General features: G+C 37.1%; 18 protein-coding genes. 12 read left to right on the top strand and 6 right to left on the bottom strand.

Features of this window, described 5'->3' with window-relative positions; genetic code table 11:
- Nucleotides 1–5 precede the first annotated feature (5 nt).
- The gene (locus MP477_RS10280; protein WP_230033788.1) at nucleotides 6–1,004 is read left to right on the top strand and encodes a cation diffusion facilitator family transporter; all 999 of its coding nucleotides are present in this window, start codon (nucleotides 6–8) and stop codon (nucleotides 1,002–1,004) included.
- A gap of 30 nt (nucleotides 1,005–1,034) precedes the next feature.
- Here the strand turns inward: MP477_RS10280 and MP477_RS10275 are convergent, their stop codons facing one another.
- Both MP477_RS10275 and xrtF read right to left on the bottom strand, forming a co-directional pair.
- A complete protein-coding gene (locus tag MP477_RS10275) occupies nucleotides 1,035–1,469 on the bottom strand; it encodes an exosortase F system-associated protein (protein WP_257190352.1) in 435 nt (144 codons plus the stop codon).
- Complete coding sequence (gene xrtF / locus MP477_RS10270; RefSeq protein ID WP_257190351.1) at nucleotides 1,456–1,986, bottom strand: exosortase family protein XrtF; 531 nt, start codon at nucleotides 1,984–1,986, stop codon at nucleotides 1,456–1,458. Before xrtF ends, MP477_RS10275 begins: the two co-directional genes overlap by 14 nt.
- A 121-nt stretch (nucleotides 1,987–2,107) precedes the next feature.
- On the opposite strand from xrtF, the gene MP477_RS10265 reads away from it, so the two are divergent.
- The 6 genes from MP477_RS10265 to MP477_RS10240 all read left to right on the top strand — a co-directional run bounded on the left by MP477_RS10265 (nucleotide 2,108) and on the right by MP477_RS10240 (nucleotide 6,538).
- Nucleotides 2,108–3,133, top strand: coding sequence for an aminoglycoside phosphotransferase family protein (locus MP477_RS10265; protein WP_257190350.1), 1,026 nt, complete (start codon nucleotides 2,108–2,110; stop codon nucleotides 3,131–3,133).
- Nucleotides 3,134–3,217: 84 nt separating this feature from the next.
- Nucleotides 3,218–3,634, top strand: coding sequence for an RNase adapter RapZ (locus MP477_RS10260; RefSeq protein ID WP_257190349.1), 417 nt, complete (start codon nucleotides 3,218–3,220; stop codon nucleotides 3,632–3,634).
- 71 nt (nucleotides 3,635–3,705) lie between these two features.
- Nucleotides 3,706–4,419, top strand: coding sequence for a nucleotidyltransferase family protein (locus MP477_RS10255; protein ID WP_047484835.1), 714 nt, complete (start codon nucleotides 3,706–3,708; stop codon nucleotides 4,417–4,419).
- A gap of 10 nt (nucleotides 4,420–4,429) precedes the next feature.
- Nucleotides 4,430–5,182 (top strand): TIGR00730 family Rossman fold protein, encoded by a 753-nt coding sequence (locus MP477_RS10250; RefSeq protein WP_230033778.1) that lies wholly within the window; start codon nucleotides 4,430–4,432, stop codon nucleotides 5,180–5,182.
- 58 nt (nucleotides 5,183–5,240) lie between these two features.
- Nucleotides 5,241–5,711 (top strand): DUF6702 family protein, encoded by a 471-nt coding sequence (locus MP477_RS10245; protein ID WP_257190348.1) that lies wholly within the window; start codon nucleotides 5,241–5,243, stop codon nucleotides 5,709–5,711.
- A 257-nt stretch (nucleotides 5,712–5,968) separates the two neighbouring features.
- On the top strand, nucleotides 5,969–6,538 hold the full coding sequence (locus MP477_RS10240) for an inclusion body family protein (RefSeq protein ID WP_257190347.1): 570 nt from the start codon (nucleotides 5,969–5,971) through the stop codon (nucleotides 6,536–6,538).
- A gap of 69 nt (nucleotides 6,539–6,607) precedes the next feature.
- On the opposite strand, the gene MP477_RS10235 is transcribed toward MP477_RS10240, so the two are convergent.
- Nucleotides 6,608–8,767, bottom strand: a complete 2,160-nt coding sequence (locus MP477_RS10235) for a DUF5689 domain-containing protein (protein WP_257190346.1) — start codon at nucleotides 8,765–8,767, stop codon at nucleotides 6,608–6,610.
- 10 nt (nucleotides 8,768–8,777) lie between these two features.
- Nucleotides 8,778–11,522: a TonB-dependent receptor gene (locus MP477_RS10230; protein WP_257190345.1), complete on the bottom strand. Its 2,745-nt coding sequence runs from the start codon at nucleotides 11,520–11,522 to the stop codon at nucleotides 8,778–8,780.
- 393 nt (nucleotides 11,523–11,915) lie between these two features.
- On the opposite strand from MP477_RS10230, the gene MP477_RS10225 reads away from it, so the two are divergent.
- From MP477_RS10225 to MP477_RS10210, 4 genes are all read left to right on the top strand, one after another.
- Complete coding sequence (locus tag MP477_RS10225; protein ID WP_257190344.1) at nucleotides 11,916–13,115, top strand: endonuclease; 1,200 nt, start codon at nucleotides 11,916–11,918, stop codon at nucleotides 13,113–13,115.
- 52 nt (nucleotides 13,116–13,167) lie between these two features.
- On the top strand, nucleotides 13,168–13,587 hold the full coding sequence (locus MP477_RS10220; RefSeq protein WP_230033766.1) for a DUF6146 family protein: 420 nt from the start codon (nucleotides 13,168–13,170) through the stop codon (nucleotides 13,585–13,587).
- Nucleotides 13,588–13,786: 199 nt separating this feature from the next.
- Nucleotides 13,787–14,524: a hypothetical protein gene (locus tag MP477_RS10215; RefSeq protein ID WP_257190343.1), complete on the top strand. Its 738-nt coding sequence runs from the start codon at nucleotides 13,787–13,789 to the stop codon at nucleotides 14,522–14,524.
- Nucleotides 14,525–14,541: 17 nt separating this feature from the next.
- Complete coding sequence (locus tag MP477_RS10210) at nucleotides 14,542–16,380, top strand: T9SS type A sorting domain-containing protein (protein WP_257190342.1); 1,839 nt, start codon at nucleotides 14,542–14,544, stop codon at nucleotides 16,378–16,380.
- 56 nt (nucleotides 16,381–16,436) lie between these two features.
- On the opposite strand, the gene MP477_RS10205 is transcribed toward MP477_RS10210, so the two are convergent.
- Nucleotides 16,437–17,033, bottom strand: a complete 597-nt coding sequence (locus tag MP477_RS10205; protein ID WP_257190341.1) for a superoxide dismutase — start codon at nucleotides 17,031–17,033, stop codon at nucleotides 16,437–16,439.
- 218 nt (nucleotides 17,034–17,251) lie between these two features.
- Nucleotides 17,252–19,090 (bottom strand): transcription termination factor Rho, encoded by a 1,839-nt coding sequence (gene rho, locus MP477_RS10200; RefSeq protein WP_257190340.1) that lies wholly within the window; start codon nucleotides 19,088–19,090, stop codon nucleotides 17,252–17,254.
- A 144-nt stretch (nucleotides 19,091–19,234) separates the two neighbouring features.
- Between rho and MP477_RS10195 the strand changes: the two genes are divergently transcribed.
- Nucleotides 19,235–19,624, top strand: a complete 390-nt coding sequence (locus MP477_RS10195) for a DUF4293 family protein (RefSeq protein WP_230033755.1) — start codon at nucleotides 19,235–19,237, stop codon at nucleotides 19,622–19,624.
- Nucleotides 19,625–19,645: the final 21 nt, after the last annotated feature.

The following is a 19,645-nucleotide window of genomic DNA, read 5'->3' as shown; positions in this document are numbered from 1 at the left end:
TCCATATGAATACCCAGAAAAACACTCACAAAGAAAAAATAGGATTCCAAAAGATCATTGCTGCCTTTGGGGTTATCCTTTTTGTTGGAAAAATTATTGCCTGGAAACTGACCAATTCTGATGCTGTATTTTCTGATGCCATGGAAAGTGTAGTCAATGTCATCAGTGCATTTATGGGCCTCTACTCTCTTCATCTTGCTGCAAAACCTAAAGATGAAGACCACCCATATGGCCATGGGAAAGTAGAATTTGTAACGTCCGGAATAGAAGGTGCCCTAATTGCCATTGCAGGAATTATGATCATCTATGAAGGAATTAACAGTCTTATTGTAGGTAAAACACTGAGCAAAATTGATCTGGGAATATGGATCATTGCCGCAACAGCTATTGTTAATTATCTTTTGGGGTATATTTCGATAAAAAAGGGGAAAAGGGAAAATTCTCTGGTACTCATTTCTTCAGGAAAACATCTTCAGTCTGATACCATTACCACACTGGGAGTTGTTGTCAGTTTAGTGATTGTTTATTTTACAAAAATCTATTGGCTGGATTCTGTAGTAGCCTTAATTTTTGGTCTTTATATTATTGTTGTAGGATATAAGATTGTCCGCAAGTCTTTAAGCGGTATTATGGATGAACAAGATCCTGAAATATTAAACCAGATCATTAGGATCCTTGAAAAAAACAGAAGGACAGAATGGATTGATGTACACAATATGAAAATCCAGCAATTTGGTGCCTCTCTTCATATTGATGCCCATATTACTCTTCCCTGGTATTACAGTCTCCGCGATGCTCACAATGAGATGGAAAAAGTAATCCTCCTGTTGGCAAAACATATGAAACGGAGCATAGAATTTAATTTTCATATGGATGACTGTAAACCGATCTCATGTCCGGTATGTCAGATTAAAGATTGCCCTGTTCGTGAAAAAGATTTCGTAAAACGTGTGGAATGGACCCCCGAAAATGTAACCAGTGCAGATAAGCATACCGCAGAATAGGAATAAATAGGCGAACACTTACTCTATTGCTCAGTCTACTTTATTCATCTGCTTTCTATAATAAAATATAGGAACCACTAATAGTATAATCAAGGGCTGGATCACAAACCGTCTCATATAAAAGGAGAAAAGATATCCTATTTCAAATTTGTTATAGATACAGTATAGATATACAGGAAAAGTAATAATAAAAACAATACTCATTAAAACAGTGCCCTGCAATGTCCATTGTCTGTTTTCAAATAACCCCTGAACAATCAGGCATGAAAAAAGAAGATTTAAAATAAACCTGAACAGGTATCCTACAATCAATTTTCCCCATTCAAATTCCGGGAACTCAATATTTTTATTGGCTTCGTGAAAATATGCAAGAAAAGGATCATAAAACAGGCTGTCCTCAAGCACCCTTATTCCTATAAGGCCACAAATGCCAAGTATAACCAAAAGCCAGTTAAGAATTTTCATTTTTTAAAGCAAAGAATTTAATCCAGATTAACCAAAGCACCACAACACTCCCATAAATTATAGCCGGAAAAATAAAATCATGGAACATCTTACCATATTCCGGATAGTCTGACATGACAATATTCAATCCTACTATTCTCAGGAGATTCATGATATAGAGTAAAACCAATCCTACTCCCACAAAAACAAAGGTTTTCGCTCCTTTATAAAAAGCAAAAACAAAAGACATAAATAGAATGATTACCGAAACAGCATTACAGCCCTCCACCATTCTGGTTACGTACTGCCCTTTTACATAAAACCAAACCTGCTCATTCTTTACATCATCATAAAGAGCCGTTTCATAACCCCCTTTATTTTGAAGATAGCTGACCTGGTTTCCGATCATTCGTGAAAAAGAATCCAGCCCATGATCTTTCTCACTGTTCAGATAAAACTGATAGGCAAGAAGCAGTACCAGATAAACGATGATGAATCGCAGCAAAATACCCAAAACCGGCTTGAAATCTTTTAACATAACTACAAAGATAAAAATTAGGCTGTAATAACCTGAACACTAATGAAAAAAGTTAAGATGGGAAGCCGTAATAATCTCTTGTTTCCAACTCATGTTAAATTAGTATATTTGTTTTTATATTATGACTTCTGAAAACGCAAAACAATTTTTTGAAAACCATTGTGGTAAAAAATCTTCCGAATTCGTCACATTAGCTCAAAGTGGCTCTGCCAGGGTGAATTTTCTGGCTACAACAGACCTTGAAAAATACATTATCACTTATAATGAAAACATTCCCGAAAACGAAAGTTTTCTTTACTATTCCAGTGTTTTCTCTGAACTAAACCTTAATACCCCAAAGATTTTGGCGGTTTCAGAGGATAGAAAAATGTATATACAGGAGTTTTTGGGGGAGCAGACCCTTTCGGAGGTGATTACAAAAGAGCAGCTATCGCCTGATGTAAAATACCTTGTAAAACAGACTTTGAAACAGCTGTTCAGACTGCAGATTCAAACCCAGGGAAGAATTGATTTTACAAAAACTTTTGAATATGAAAATTATGATGAACTCCCTGTTATTCATGATTTATACTATTTTAAAAACTTTGTAGCAGATATTTTAGAGCTGGAGTACAACAAATCTACCCTGCTTAAGGAATTCAAGCAAATTGCCCTTCTTATAGAAAATCTGGAGCCTAAAGGAATCATGATCCGTGATTTTCAGGCCAGAAATATTATGGTGAATAAGAAAAATGAAGTTTCATTCATTGATTATCAGTCTGCCATGAAAGGTCCTTTGATGTATGATGTCATCTCCTTTCTTTATCAGGCAAAAGCTGATTTTCCAGAAGATTTCAAAAACGAAATGCTAGCGTATTATATTCAGCAGTTTGAAGATCCGGAGACAAGGACTCAGTTGCACAATGCTGTGAAACCTATTCAGATGATGCGGTTTTTACAGGTTTTGGGGGCGTATGGATTCCGGGGGCTAATCCAAAGGAAACAGCATTTTATGGCAAGCCTGGAAAAAGGAATCCAAAATATCACTCAGCTTGCTGATGCCTGGGAGGGTATGAAAAATTATCCTGAACTTAAAAAGGTTATTCAACAGTTGTCACTTGAAAAATCAAAAATAAAAATTAAGGAAATTTTAAATTTAAACCATTAAGAATGTTTTTTTGATGGATCAAAATCTTAACTTATCTTAAAAACTTTAAATACCTTAATGGTAAAAAAATAAAAAAGAAGAAAAATGCTACACATAGACATACACAGCTTTTCGTATAAAAAAGGAGGAATTCCAAAAGACAGCTCAGGAAACGGAGGTGGTTTCGCCTTTGACTGCAGAGGAATTTTAAATCCCGGAAGAATTGAAGAATATAAAATACAGACCGGAAATGATATCGGAGTTCAGGAATACCTGGAAACAAAGACAGAAATGCCTAAGTTTTTAGAATTGGTAAAATCCATCATCTCCATTAATATCGAGGACTATCTGGCTAGAGGGTTTGAAAATCTTCAGATCAATTTCGGGTGTACCGGAGGACAGCACAGATCAGTATACTGTGCAATTAAAATTGCTGAATTCATCAAAGAGAAATATCCTGAAGGGACAGAAATAAGCCTTCATCATGATGAACAACATCAACTGAACATTGGTAATCAGTAATCAGCATAAGGAATACCCTTATTACTCATTCCCTATTTTCGATTACTCGTTAACTCATTACTCTTACTATTATGAAGGCTCTTATTTTCGCAGCAGGAAAAGGCACAAGGCTTAAACCGTTTACAGACCATCATCCGAAAGCTTTGGCCAAAGTGAATGGTATTCCTCTTTTGGAAAGAAATATCAAATATTTAAAAAGTTTTGGAATACAGGATTTTGTAATCAACATTCATCATTTTGGAGATCAGATTGTTGATTTTTTACATAAAAACAATAACTTCGGCTGTAAGATAGAAATCTCTGACGAGACCAATGAACTTCTGGAAACCGGAGGCGGCTTAATTTTTGCAAGAAAATTTCTTGATCATGGTGAAGATTTTTTAATCATGAACGCTGATATATTAACCAATATAAACATCAATACATTGGTAGAATATCATAAAAAGATAAAAGATTTTGCTACTTTAGCAGTTTCGGACCGTGAAAGTTCGAGAAAACTCCTTTTCAACGATGAGATGGTTTTACGAGGCTGGCTGAATGTACAGACAGGAGAGCAGAGGCTGGCAGAATTCAATAAAGGATTTAAAGCTCTTGCCTTCAGTGGTGTTCACTGCATCAACCCTCTTATCTTTGAAAAAATAAAAAGAACGGGCAAATTCTCTGTTATGGAAGAATATCTGGATCTGATGCTTACCGAACATATTCACGGTTTTGTACATGACAGTATTCTCGTAGATGTCGGAAGACCGGAATCTGTAATAGAAGCCGAAAAACATTTTAAATAATTTTTTGCACATGGAAATTGAGGGAACCAGGGATGAAAGTTTAGTAAATCCAGAGCTCGACATTAACGAAACAAAATTGCTTAACAGTTTCAGGCAAAAAACCTGGGACGAAACAATCGCTAAGGACAGCTGGATGGTTTTCAAGGTCATGGCTGAGTTTGTAGACGGCTATGAAAAACTGGCCAGGATAGGCCCATGTGTTTCGATATTTGGTTCTGCCCGGCTGAAACCGGAAAGCCCATACTACGAAATGGCTGTAGAAATTGCTGAAAAGATCACCAAATTAGGATTCGGAATTATTACCGGAGGAGGCCCTGGAATCATGGAAGCAGGAAATAAAGGAGCTTTCAATGCTAAAGGGAAATCCATAGGACTTAATATTGATCTTCCTTTTGAACAACATTTCAATCCTTACATCAATAAATCCTATTCCATGAATTTTGATTACTTTTTCGTGAGAAAAGTAATGTTTGTAAAATATTCTCAGGGCTTCGTGGTGATGCCGGGAGGTTTTGGTACTTTGGATGAGCTTACAGAAGCAATGACACTGATTCAAACCAATAAAATAGGGAAATTTCCCATTGTTCTGGTAGGAAGTGAATTCTGGGGCGGATTGCTGGATTGGTTCAAAGCAACCTTACTGAAAGAAGGGATGATTGCCGAAGATGATCTGGATCTTTACCGGGTGGTAGACACTGCAGATGAGGCCGTAGCGCATATTAAAGCATTTTATGATAAATATTCTGTAAATGTTAATTTTTAATTGGCATATTATTTGTGACTTATAAATAGCAAGTATGATTGTAAATCTATTAATTAAGATGAAAAAACTTTTATATATATCAGGAATTTTAACATTTTTTGTGTTAATGAGTTTTATGTATGTAGACTTTTTCTCTTCAATGACCAAGGTGGATTATATTGATGGAAGCAAAACATTGAAGTTTACCACAAAAATGAATACAAGCCATATCTCTGACGCTATTAAAATAAATCCTAACACAGCAGGATTTGAAGCTGAAGTTAAAAAATATGTGAATAACAATTTTGATGTATTTGTCAATGGTGCTCCCAAAACAATAACCTTCACCGGAAGCCAAGTAAGCGGAGAAACTGTATGGGTGTATTTTGAAACCGCAGGAGTTTCAGATATTAACACCTTAAAAATTAAAAACACGATCCTTTTAAGCTCCTTTCCGAAGCAAATCAACCTGGTGAATATTGCCTATAAAGGCAGCCAGAAAACAATGAACTTCCAGAGAGGAAAAGAAGTGAACGAGGTTTCTTTTTAAAAACAATTAAATTTAACCAGTATAAGGTACCCTAAAAGTTAAACTTTCAGGGTATTTTTTTACAATAAAAATCACCAACAAGGGATTAATGCGTAAAAATACTGACTGCAAATTCCGCACTTATACGCTAACACACGTCTTTTTAACGTCCTACATTTGTCATGTAATTACAATGTTGAAGCCGACATCACATAAAAAACGGGGCGGAATCTGAAAAGCCAACGAGTAGGAAAAACAATCATTAAAAAGCAAATCACATGGACACATCACAATTAGCATCAAGCAGGGAAATAGACATTATGGTCGTAATAGACACTGATTATGTAAAAGAATACATGAAATTAAATAACCTTACCCCTTGTACAGATGACAGCACTAAAGCGGTACCTATTGATCATGCAGGAAAGTATATGATCGTTCCTACGGAAAACATTGCCGGTGGGCAGGCAACAGGAGACTTAAACTTCACCGCAAGAGCCGGAGATACTGTATGTTTCAGAGGCTGTTCGATATATCAGAACTCAGATGATGCTATTATTATCTACAATGTTCAAAACTATGCCGGAGTGGATGTATTTAATGGCAATACTATTCAATATGAGGGCGTAGAAAGAAAGCAAGCTGCAATACCTGATCATACAAAAGCCGATGGCCTTCCTGCTTTATCTGCCAATATTCTTTTTCAAAGTCTGGATGCAAGGGTAGGCAGCACCGGACAGGGAAGCTATTATATTTATTTTGCTTTATATACTTTAGATCCAGAAAACAGTGATAAACAAAATCTTTATAGTTACTGTCGTTGGGACCCTACAATTACGGTTAAGTAGTACATATTACTTTATATGGCATAAAAAAGCCGGCTCTTGCGAGCCGGCTTTCCATATCATAAGCAATGATTATTGTGCTTTTATCTTGAAATCATCTACTTCCCATGTTGCTGCGGCAGCAGTAGTAGAAGTATACTTAAATGCAATTCTTACGTTTTTCCCTAGGAAAGCGCTTAAGTTTACGTTACCAGACCCAACCCAGTCGCCGAATGCATTGGCGTTGGTATCTAAAGTAGCCGGTAACAAAGTCCACGTTGTGGTTGCAGGATCGCCGGTATAGTTATCTGTAGCATACACCTGTAATGCATTTCCTGCGTATCTTACGTCTGTTGAAAAGCTTACTGCAGCTTTAGTTTTTCCAACCAGGCTCACCGCTTTGGAAACCAACCAGTCTTCATTCACAATATTATTTCCGGCACCTCCGGCATTACCATTCATCATTGCGTAGTAATTCTGTCCGTTTCCTTGGTTAGATGTCTGCCAAACCTGAGGACCCGTCACATTCTTTACCGTCCAGTCTGAACTGAATCCACCTGCTGCAAAATCATCACTGTACACAACCGGAAGTGGCGTATATACGCTTCCGTCACATCTTGGTGCATCAAAGTCAATATTCGCCAGTTTAGTGATCCACAACTGATAGGTTCCATTATAGATACTTAAAATAGCGTATGCATCACCTTTTCCTCCTTTTACTTCGTAACCTCCCGGAGCAACAGTACCAAATTTTGCCTGTCCGCTTGTTCTCAGGACAACAGTATTTCCTGAACAATCCTGAAGCGTTCTGCTTGTTACGGCACTTCCATCAGTTAGTGTTCTTCCCAGGTCTCCATCAACAAACTGAAGATCTTTAATTTTAATCCATCTTCCTACATCACCGGCTGTTAACTGAGAAATTGTTTTTTCGGTAGGTACCACCGGTCTTGAAGCGGTATTGCTGTCGAAGAAATATTTATACATATTTATTTCCTCTATCTGTCCGAACTGTGTATCATTATTGAATAAAGCCCCTAACTGAACTTCTCCGTTTACACTTCTTACATACAGGTTTTTAAGTTTGATATTCACATCTTTACCTAATCTGAATCTGCTGTCAAGATACAGGTTCGTTTTGTTCATGTTTATTCTGATTCCTCCTGTAGCATCTTCTACATACATATACTTATAAAGGTTTCCTGTTTCATCATTAGCTACCACCTGAGCTTTAAGGTAAGAATCTGAAGTGATCTGTACCCAGTTTGTAGTGCCTGCAGCCAACTGTTTCACATCAGCCACTGTTTTAGCGGTAAGTGAACCTGGATTAAAGTCACATGGTCCTTCTGTAAGACCGTCTAAACGTGGGAACTTCTTCATATCAAGATCTTCCGACTTGTTTACATATAATTGATAAGTAGGTGTATTTCCAGATTGGAATTTACTGTAAATCCCAACAAATTTACCATTACCAGAAGGAAGAAGCTGACCTGCAAATGCAGCATATCCACTGTTTCTTACCACCGCAGTTTTTGCATATTTTCCAGCTGTCCATCCTTCACCTATTGTTTTATCTACCGTTACTCCATTGGGTGCATACGTAGTACATAAAGCTCTCGCATCAAATTCTACATCATTTACCTGAATAAGACATCCGAAATATTGGTCATTGGCAGGAACCATGTCAGCCAGTTTCATTATTTTCGGTACAATCTTTCCTTTTGGAGCACAAGATCTGAAGATATGCTTTCCAACAAGTTTTTCAGGAATTCTTGATACAGACGAAGGAGTGGTTTCCGCCCCTGTTTTCATACCAAGCTGTACAAGGTTTCCATAAGCACCTACAGCAAGGCCGTTAAGCTTGATATATACTTTTGATCCCTGAGGATACTTGGTATAAGTACTTACTGCATCTACACTCACGGTAAACCCCTGTGTAGGATTTTCCAGTGCATCCTGAACGTAGATCGTCTTATAAATATTTCCTGTTTCATCCGTAGAAGAAACATACCCTACCATATATAAATCATCTTCCTCATTATTGGGTGTGGTATCTTCCGGGAAAACATAGGTTACATTATTCTGAAACTTAGCTTTAACGTCGGCAAAAGGCATTATAATCCCATTTTTGTCGGCACAGTCATACCCGTCAAGATTGGGTTGGTCGTATTTATCATCATGCACACATCCTGTCGTTATGAACAAGGAAGCTGCTGTGATAAAAATATATTTTAAAATTGAGTTATATTTTTTCATTGTAGTCGTTTTAGAATCTTAAATAAACATTAGTAAAGAAAGTTATTCCTCTGTCATACCAAAGTTTTGGTCCGAAATAAGGAGTTTCTCTCTGCGCATCAGCAAGTGCATCACTAAAGTTTACATTTCGTCCTTGTTCAAATCCTCCGGTCACATAATTCCTGTTGTTCAGGATATTATTTACAGAAACACTGATTCCCATTCTGTATTTTCCAAACTGGAAAGATTTGCCGGCATTGGCATTCAGCATAAACTGGTTATCGAATTTTTTCTGTTTGGTAATAAGCTCAATCAGTTCAGGAGTTACTCCGGCAAAAGGATCATTAGTTTGTTGATCCGTATACATATAAGGAGTCTTGTTCAACGCTGAGAAATCAAGATACTGATCCATCAGGTAGTTTGCAGACGCTCCTACCCACCAGTATTTCGGAGAGTTATATTTTAATCCGAAAGAGAATGCTTTTTGAGGTGTTCCGGCTACTTTATATCCTTTAACATTAGCTTTACCCCAAACGTCTGTTCCTCTGAACCCGTTTAAGTCATCAAAAGTGGACACTTCAGGATTGTTGGTGTATTTGTATTCTCCTACACTGGCTACCCCTACTGCATTTAAGGTAGGTGTAATCTTAACATCGAAACCTAATTCAAGCCCCATGTATCTTTTATTAACTCCGCTCATCGCTTCATTAACCAAAGTACTGAAAGAATTTCCCAGGGTACCGTCGTTTACGTCAGCATAATATCTTGAAATCTCCGTGGCGTTTTGAATCGTTGTTAAATAACCTGATAGTCTCAATTTTAAAATCTGTCCTCTCATTACGTAGCTCAGATCATTAGAATTGATCATCTGGTTGGTAACTCCCGGAGTTTGGTAATCCACCATCCTAGGGTTGATATAGATTTCATTAAGCGTAGGTGCTAAGCTAAAGAATGCCCCGTTGTAAACGATAAAGTTCTTACCGTTAATTTTATAGGTAATCTTCCCTTTAACCCCGGCATCCAAAGCATCATATACTGTACTTTTACCTTTGGAATTGTCTCTGAATCTGGCAATTCCACTTCTGAAGTGTCCTTCTCTGTATGCTTCAGAATAAGAAGAGAATACAGAAGCCACTACATTCCATTTATTGAAATCTATTTCAGAAGAAATGTTCAGTGAATAATGATTTCTTGTCAGCTCGTAAGAATATTGAGTTCTGTCTCCTTCTCTTACTTCTGCATTAGCATTATCTGCATCATATCTTGTATCACCGTTGAATGCATTGAGATTACTGGCAAAATTAGCTCCTAATAAATCTTTAACTCTTCTGAAGTTATCAGATTTTAAATTCTGATAGTTGAAGTTTACATTCAATTTCCAGTTATCTTTCAGCCTTGTATCAAAATGAGATGAAAAGTTGAATGTTTTATCTTTATTAACATCTTCTACAATAGTATAAACAGCTCCTCTTGGCTTTCCTTCACCATCAACAAGGTTAAGACGGTTGGCATTATAAAGAGAATTCCAGTCTATTTGTGACTGCTGTCTGAATTCATCAGCAGAAAGAAGTCCGTAACTTGGCAGTTTTCTGTAATAAGTAGGATTTGGGTCTGGAGCGTGGAACCAGTCTAATCTGCTTCTCGCATCGCTACCAAACTGATAAGATACGGTGTTTGTCCAGTTAGAGTTTTTACCCACTTTCAGGTAATCTGTTAAGATGAACATAGGCTCAAAAACATTTCTGATTCTGGAGTTTCTTTTCTCTCCATCCTGCCATCCCCAGTACGAATTATAATTTTTACCCATCAGGTCGTATACTTCCTGAGTATTCGGAGCGTTGGAAGCCCTGTACGTAGGAGACCCAAAGGCTGTTAAATTAATGGAGTGTCTATCCGTGAATTTTTTCTCAATAGATGCAAAATAAGCATAGGCATCCTGATAAACACCATCAATAATTGCCCTGTCTCCCCATCTTCTGCTTGCAGAAACAGTTACAGCCCATCCGTTTTTAGTAAGACCTGATGAATAGGTAGCCATGGCTCTGTGCAGGTAACTTCTGTTCGTAAATGAATAGGCTAATGAAGTTTGTTTTCTATAGCTGGAAGCTCTGGTATTATAATATACTACCCCACCTAAATTACCAAAGGTATATTCTGAAGGAGTAATATTGTCTACATTCTCATAAGGATATCTCGTCACATCATTCATCCCTCCCCAATTGTTGAAGTCTATTCTTCCGTCATCATTCTTAGACATGGATACACCGTTAAAAAGAACATCTTCAAATCTGTTGTCTACCCCTCTTGGTCTGAACCAGTAAGCACCGAGTTCAAAAGCAGAAACATTCTGAAAAGCATCTCTTCCTGAGCTTAAAAGTCCTACAGTAGGCTGCATAGATGAGCCCCCGTCTTCAGAATCACTTGCAGAGTCATCAATGACTATTACTCCTGCATCTGATCCCAAAGTGTAATTAAGTGTAATAACACCTAAGTCTTTTCTCTTCTCATTTTCAGCTACATCAAACTCTAAGATTTTTGACTCAAAGTTTGGTTTTGCCACTGTAATAAGATAGTGTCCAGGTTTTAAATCCACAAACTGGAAGTATCCAATTTTATCCGCAGTCACATCGTCAACGGATTGTGCCAGATCTACTTCTGCTTTCTCCAAAGGCTTACCATCCTGATCTTTAACATACGCATATACAGTGGTTTGCGCAAAATAAAAAGATGCAGGCATTAAAGTAAATAAAGAGATTAGGGATAGTTTTTTAATCATAATAAACTTATTTTTAACTCCTTCTTTATTTAAGGGGCAACAAATTTAGAACTATTTTCATTAAGTCAAACAGTTTTAGCTGTTTATTCTATTAAATTTTCTTAACGCCCCGGTATTATCATAAAAATATATGCTAATTTCCATCGATTACAAAAAATAGAATAATAATATTCTTATAGTTAAACTTATCTTAAAAATGAAGGCCTTTTTTCGTATATAATATAAGAAATCCGGAAGCCGGGAAAGGTAAAATAATAGCTTTTCTTAGCTCCAGCTTTGGCTTTCAACCTAATCCTTAATTTCTTATTAAACTGAACTCAAATTATTTTAGTCTTTATTCTTATATAAAATTAGTAATTTTACCCCCTCAGTTTTTTTGAATATACTAAGAATATGAAAAAATATTTAATCATCGCCGCTCTGTTTTGCTTCAGTTCTGCTTTTTCACAACAAAAGCAGGTCAAAAGAGCAGCTATTGCCTTCCTGAACGTAGAAAACCTTTGGGATACCATTCCTTCTGCAGATTATATTGATGGAACTCTTCCTCTTTCTAATCCTAAATTTCACAGAAGTGTACCTGTAGATTCTTTAAAGTTTCTTGAAACAACGGAAGATTATAAAGGAGAATGGAGCGATGATCTGTTGATTGGAAAAAAAGTGATCAGAAAACAGTTTTTATCTGAAGACTTTACAGCCAACAGCCCTAAAAGATGGGGAACAAAATATTATAATCAGAAACTGGCTAATGAGGCTAAGGTGATTTCGGAACTGGGAAGACAATACACCAATGACAACCCTGCAATCTGTGGATTAATAGAGGTTGAAAACAGACAGGTCATTGAAGATTTAATCAAACAGCCAGCTTTGGCAAAAAGCAATTATGGGATTGTTCATTTTAATTCTTATGATTCCAGAGGAATTGATGTAGCCATTATTTATCAAAAAGGAAGATTTTCCGTATTGGATTCTTATAAAAAAGAGATCAAAATTTACGATGAAAACGGGAGAAGAGAATATACCAGAGATATTGTTATCGCTATTGGATTACTGGATGGAGAAAAAGTAGGTCTCTTTATGAACCACTGGCCGTCCAGAAGGGGTGGTGAGGCAATTTCTCTTGCCAAAAGAAATACAGCTGCCACTGTCCTGAAAAGTGAAATGGATAAAATAGCTGCTGAAAATCCGGGAATAAAGCTATTCTCAATGGGTGATTACAACGACGACCCTGTAAGCCCGAGTTTGAAAAAACACTTAGCTGCCGTAGGTGATCCAGGTGAGTTATCAGATAAGACTCCTTATTACAACCTGATGTATAAATTATATAAAGCTGGCGTTGCTTCACTGGCATACAGAGATGCTCCGAACTTATTTGATCAGATTATCGTTTCAAGAAATCTTTACTCACCGGAAAAAATAACGCCTACCTATACCATCTATAAAGCAGAGATCTATGCTCCGCCTTATCTTGTAAACAAGGAAGGACAATGGAAAGGATATCCATTACGTTCCTGGGATGGAGACCGGTTCACAGGTGGATACAGTGACCACTTCCCTGCGGTTTCTGTAGTTCAGAAAGAATATATTAAAAAATAAATATAGAAAGGCACTCTTATTGGAGTGCTTTTTTAGTATAAATAATTGAATCATGAAAAATTTTGTTTTACTGCTGCTTATGGCCATTCTTCCATACAGTTGCTATTCTCAGAATACACCTAAAAATAATAAAGAACATGCAGAAATGAAACCTTCTAAAAATGAAGATGGAGAGTGGGATATTGTTGTCATAGATACCCAGTTTGATTATTTTTTGAATGCTATTGCCAAACCTATGAATCAGTATTCAGAATCTTATCTGAAAAATAAGAATACATTCCTGGTCAATGAATGGAATAGTTATTACAACACCGGCAAATACAGAAATGTTATAGAATCAGGAATAGATTATGATCCACGGGAAAACTACGGGATAAAATTTGAATATAAACTGTATCAGGTCTTTGCATACGTAAATTGGAAATACGGCCTCAAAATGAATGGCCTGTCCGGAAGTGATGCAATAAGATAATAACATCCAATAAAATAATAAAGGTTCAGAAATTTCTGGACCTTTATTATTTAAACCATTCATTACACAGCATATTATCTATAATACCAGAATAAAATTAATAAATTATCTAGAAATTCATCATAAGATTTAATTATATTTGTATATCACTGAATTTTGATTTTCAGTGAACTAATAACCTATAAAACTAATTTAACTCATGAAGAAAATGTTTTCAGCACTGTCTGTGCTATCCGTATGCCTGCTAAGCGCTCAGCTTTATGTTCCGGGAACACTGTCTGCTTCCACGAATACAAATGTTGGAATTAACATTTCAACTCCCCAAGGGTCATTAGATATTAATGCTAATGGAAATATTCCCATAATAAGAGGAAACGGTGGGTATATTCCCACTGGCTTAAGGTTTATTGATGATTCTTACACTCAGCAGGGAACTGTAAAAGAATGGGCAATATGGAAAGGAAATCAATGGGCAAAAGGATTAGCTTTTATGAGGTATGATGCTATTTCTCCCTGCTCAACAGGAATCTGTGATGCTCCACTATTCCTTCACGACAATGGAAATATTGGAATGGGTTCCTTAAATCCGGATGCCAAGTTAACTGTAAAAGGAAAGATCCATGCTGAAGAGGTAAAAGTGGATCTTAACGTGCCTGCTGATTATGTATTCCAGAAATATTACACAGGAGCTTCCAGCTTACAACCGGAATATACAATGCCTACTCTTGAAGATGTAGAAAAATTCACCAAGGAAAACAACCACCTTCCGAATATTCCATCGGCAAAAGAAATACAGGAAAAAGGACTGAATATAGGGGAAATGTCCAATTTACTGTTGCAGAAAATTGAAGAACTTACTCTTTATACGATTGAACAGAATAAGCTGATTAAGGAACAGCAAAAAAGAATCGAGGCTTTAGAACAAGCTAAAAAATAACCTATACAGTATTATTTATGAAAAAAATTCTAATACTATTAACCTTGTGCCTGGCTGTAATTCAGATTACCGCACAAAGTTATGAGGAAACTTATCTGAAAGATGAGAAGAAAAGGCTTGATAAAGTAACTCTTACTGAAATAGAAATTGAAAACTTTATCACTCAGAATATCAATACATTTGATTTTACAGAAGTCATCAACGCTACAGATACTACAAATAAAGAAACCGGACAGCCTCTTTCTGTCTCAGACTACAACACTGCACTTAATACGGCAAAGCGGCAAAAGCTAAGAAATGAATATTTCAAAAGAAATCCTGAAAAAGTAAGCCTGTATTTCGCACAGGTTCTTCAGCAGTGTACCAATGGAGGTTTTGAAGATAATGGCGGCTCTACAGCAGGCTATGGATTTGCCAGTGATGTATATGATCAGTCTACCTGGGCACAATACACCCTTACACCGACCACTGTGGTCAACCCTGCGCCCAACTCCAACGTTACATTAGTAGATACCAGTTCTGCAGATCCCAACATTCCAAGTATTCCCAGGGTATATTCCGGAAAATATGCCATTAGGCTCAACCAGCCTACCAGTGTGTTGTCCAGAAGAGCCTCATTGCTAAGAAGGCAGTTTATTGTTAATGAGAGGAGCATCAGCTATGCCTATGCTTTATTTTTCCAAAATCCTGCAGACGGAGGCCACACAAACGATACGAGATATCCCTATTATCAGGTAAGACTTAAAAACAGCAGTGGAAATATAGTATACCAAAGAACCGTTGACGGAGTCTCCAATCCTCTTTTCAATTATAATCCGGCAAACAATATTTTATACTCAGGGTGGAGATGTGAAAACATTGATACTTCACAATATATGGGGCAGTTTGTAACACTGGAAATTATTATGTCAAACTGTGGAAACAGCGGCCATTACGGATATGGTTATTTTGATGATTTCTGCGGGCTGCCTCCTAACTGCAATATTCCTACTGTTGGAACAATCAATCTTCATCCCCGAAACCAAACAGGATGTCCCGAAGACCCTATGTATATCACGGGTAATTATCAGCTTCCTCCCAATGCAACGTTTCAAATGCCCGGAGCCGGCATTAAGCTAGACATCTTAGAAGCAAGCACAGGAAATCTTGTAACGACCTTAATTTCTCCCAACTTTCCAAATACTAACAGCTTCAGTTTTTATGTAAGTAGTTACTCCTTTTACCCCTCAGGAATGACCTCTAATACAGAGTTCAACTTTAGGGTAAGAATGGTTTATAATATGGGAGGAATTAACCAGCCGGAAGTTTCGGCCAACTACACCAATCCTCCTGGTCCCGATGTTTCATTTAAAAACTGTAACAGCCCATGTTTTGAAGAAATGTACATCAATGAAAAGGTAGTTACGTCTCAAACTTTTCAGGCAAGCGGAGGAATCTATGCGAGCTCACAGATTTATCCTAACCTTGAAGTTACTTATAGAGCGGGATATCAGGTTCATCTATTGCCAGGCTTCTACGCTACTGGCCAGGATGTTGGAATATTTCATGCATATATCGGCCCCTGCGAAGAAAACAATACGTTTACCAAAATCCCTCCTGTAAATTCAATGAGGACCTCTGAAACTCAAATATTAACGGCAGAGATTAAAATCCATCCCAATCCTGCCTCAGGGTATTTTAAAATAAGTACAGGCAACGAAAAACTTCTTTCATGGGAAATGTATGACCTTTCCGGAAAGATGGTACTGAAAGGAAATACTTCTGAAGCCCATGTTCAGAATCTTTTAAAAGGTAATTATTTCTTAAAAATAAATCTTGAAAAGAGGCAGGTGAGTAAAACCGTTATCTTAAAATAATACACAACAAAAAAGGTTCAGAAATTTCTGAACCTTTTGTTTATAATAGCTGAAAATTATTTGTTGAATAACTCCTCTACTTTATCCCAGTTTACTACATCGAAGAAAGCAGAAACATAATCAGGTCTTCTGTTTTGGTAGTTTAAATAATAAGCATGCTCCCAAACATCTAATCCTAAAACCGGAGTTCCTTTAACGTCTGCAACAGGCATTAACGGGTTATCCTGGTTTGGAGTAGAAGAAACAGATACAGAACCGTCAGCATTTTTCACTAGCCAAGCCCATCCTGAACCGAATCTTGTTTTAGCAGCATCAGAAAAATCAGTTTTGAATTTCTCTAAACCGCCATAGTTTTCAATAGCAGTTTTTACGTTTCCTACAGGTTCTTTACTTCCTCCAGGAGTTAAAATAGTCCAGAATAAAGAATGGTTGAAGTGTCCTCCACCATTGTTTCTTACTGCCGGTTTATCAGTTCCTGTTTTACAGATTTCCTCGATAGTTTTCCCTGCCAGCTCAGTTCCTTCAATTGCTTTATTTAAGTTGTCAATATACGCCTGGTGATGTTTTGTATAATGGATCTCCATAGTTTTTGCATCAATAGTTGGCTCTAATGCATCGTATGCATATCCTAGTTTTGGTAATTCAAATGACATAATCTTTATTTTTAATGTTATATCCAAAATTAGCCAATATTTAAGGTATTATCAAGGTTTGGGGATTACTTTAATAAATCTTTAACATTGATATATTGATTTAGAATGAATTAAAGTTTAAAATAAAATACCCGCATGTACTTATTACCCTCCTAAAAATGAAAAAGCACGAATCCTAAAACAGGATCCATGCTTTTTCTATTTAACAATAATTAAATTTATTTATTCATAGACATCAGGAATTCCTCATTATTAAGAGTTCCTTTGATGTTTTTATTTACAAATTCCATAGCTTCTATAGGATTCATTTCAGAAAGATATTTTCTAAAGATCCACATTCTCTGAGAGGTAACCTCGTCAAGAAGAAGATCATCCCTACGTGTACTTGAAGAAATCAAGTCAATAGCCGGATAAATTCTTCTGTTAGCAATTTTTCTGTCCAGTTGAAGCTCCATGTTTCCGGTACCTTTGAATTCTTCAAAGATCACTTCATCCATTTTGGAACCGGTATCAATAAGTGCTGTAGCAATAATCGTTAAAGAACCTCCTCCTTCAATTTTTCTCGCTGCTCCAAAGAATCTTTTCGGTTTGTGAAGTGCATTCGCATCAACTCCCCCGGAAAGAACTTTACCTGAAGCCGGAGTCACGGTATTATATGCTCTTGCCAGCCTTGTGATAGAATCCAGCAGGATAACAACGTCATGCCCACATTCTACCATTCTCTGAGCTTTTGCAAGAACAAGGTTAGCTACCTTTACATGCTTTTCAGCCGCTTCATCAAATGTAGAAGCAATTACTTCTGCATTCACGCTTCTTTCCATATCAGTAACCTCCTCAGGACGTTCATCAATCAAAAGAACCATCATGTATACTTCCGGGTGATTCGCTGCAATAGAATTGGCAATATCTTTAAGCAACATGGTCTTACCAGTTTTAGGCTGCGCAACAATCATTGCTCTCTGTCCTTTTCCGATAGGTGCAAATAAATCTACAATTCTTGTTGAAATGGTAGATTCGCTCCCTGCAAGATTAAATTTCTCTTGTGGGAAAAGTGGTGTAAGATATTCAAAGGCAACCCGGTCTTTGATAAAAGCAAGATCGCGTCCGTTTACTTCCGTAGGTTTTAGTAAAGAAAAATATTTTTCCCCTTCTTTCGGAAGTCTTACAATTCCTTTCACGGTATCTCCGGTTTTTAAACCGAAGTTTCTGATCTGTGCTGTAGAAACATACACATCATCAGGTGAAGAAATATAGCTGAAATCTGAAGAACGAAGGAATCCATAGTTATCAGGCAGTATCTCTAAAACCCCCTCAATACTTACCATACCGTCGAAATGAAATTCTTTCTTATGGTCAGTCTGTTCCTCCGCCTTTTCAGAATGTCTGTTTTGATTCTGATTCTGGTGTTGGTGCTGTTGTTGTTGATTTTGTTGCTGATGCTGATTTCTATGTTGATTTCCGCTGTTCTGCGGATGGTTGTGTCCTTTTGGGGATCTGTTAGCCTGTTGCTGAGGATTCTTAGGCTTCTCTTCTGCCTGGGCAGGCTCCTGAGATGGAGATTCTGTATTTTTAGGAGCTTCTGTTCTTTCCTGAGATACTTCTGTATCACCTGTATTTCCAGAAACCCTTTTTCTTTTCTTTTTAGCTTGTGATGCAGCAGTCACTTCTTCTGTTGCTGCGGCTACCACTGCTTCGGGTTTAGGTTCTTCGGGTTTTATTTCTTCAGAAACAGGAACCGTTTCCTCTGCCTTTTGCTCCACTTTCGGTTCAACCGGAGTTTTGGCATTCACTTTTGGCTTTGCTACCGTTTTCCTTGGAGCAGCTTTTTTTGCCGGGGCTTTTACAGGTTTATCTGCTGTGGCCTCTTCCGTATTTGGACTGGTTTCTGTGGCGTTGAAATAATCTTTTGCAACTTTAGGGTTGGAAGCCTGAAAGTCAAGAACTGCAAAGATTTTATCATTCTCATTGCTATTTCTTGCAACTTTAACGCCTAAATCCTTTAAGATTTTCGTCAGTTCCGTTACGGATTTTGACCTTAACGTTTCTATGTTAAACATACTTAATGTAAAAATGTAATTAATTGTGAGTAAGAAAAGTAAGTCCGGTGACTTTGGTTTTCAAGTACATTGTATAATGCAAATCTACACTTATTTTTGAATTGTGCAAAATTTATGTTATTTTTGCCAAGAATTTAATATTCAATGCTACAGAGAATACAAACCATATGGACGTTACTGGCAGTTTTATCTGCTGTTTTTCTTTTCATTACAGGACAGGATGTTGTTATTTTGAACAATATTCCGGTGCTTACTATAGGGTGTATCCTGCTGGTTTTAGCCGGAGCATTAAGTATTTTCAGTTTTAAAAACAGAAAAAGACAAATTTTGCTGAATTCTGTCAGCATCATTATAAACGTTTTGTTGATTGGTGTATTGGCGTACTGGCTGCTAAGCTTATCCGGAGGAATTCAATTTCCTGAGAAGGGTATTGAGCCGATTTTCCCATTAATCGCGGTGATCTGTTTGCTTATTGCAAATGTATACATCCGTAAAGATGAGAGGCTCGTGAAATCTGTAGACAGACTTCGGTAACCTTACAACGATTTTTTGAGT

This window comes from Chryseobacterium sp. WG23, assembly GCF_024586575.1.
Lineage (GTDB): Bacteria > Bacteroidota > Bacteroidia > Flavobacteriales > Weeksellaceae > Chryseobacterium.
This window is presented reverse-complemented; position numbering and strand designations above follow the sequence as displayed.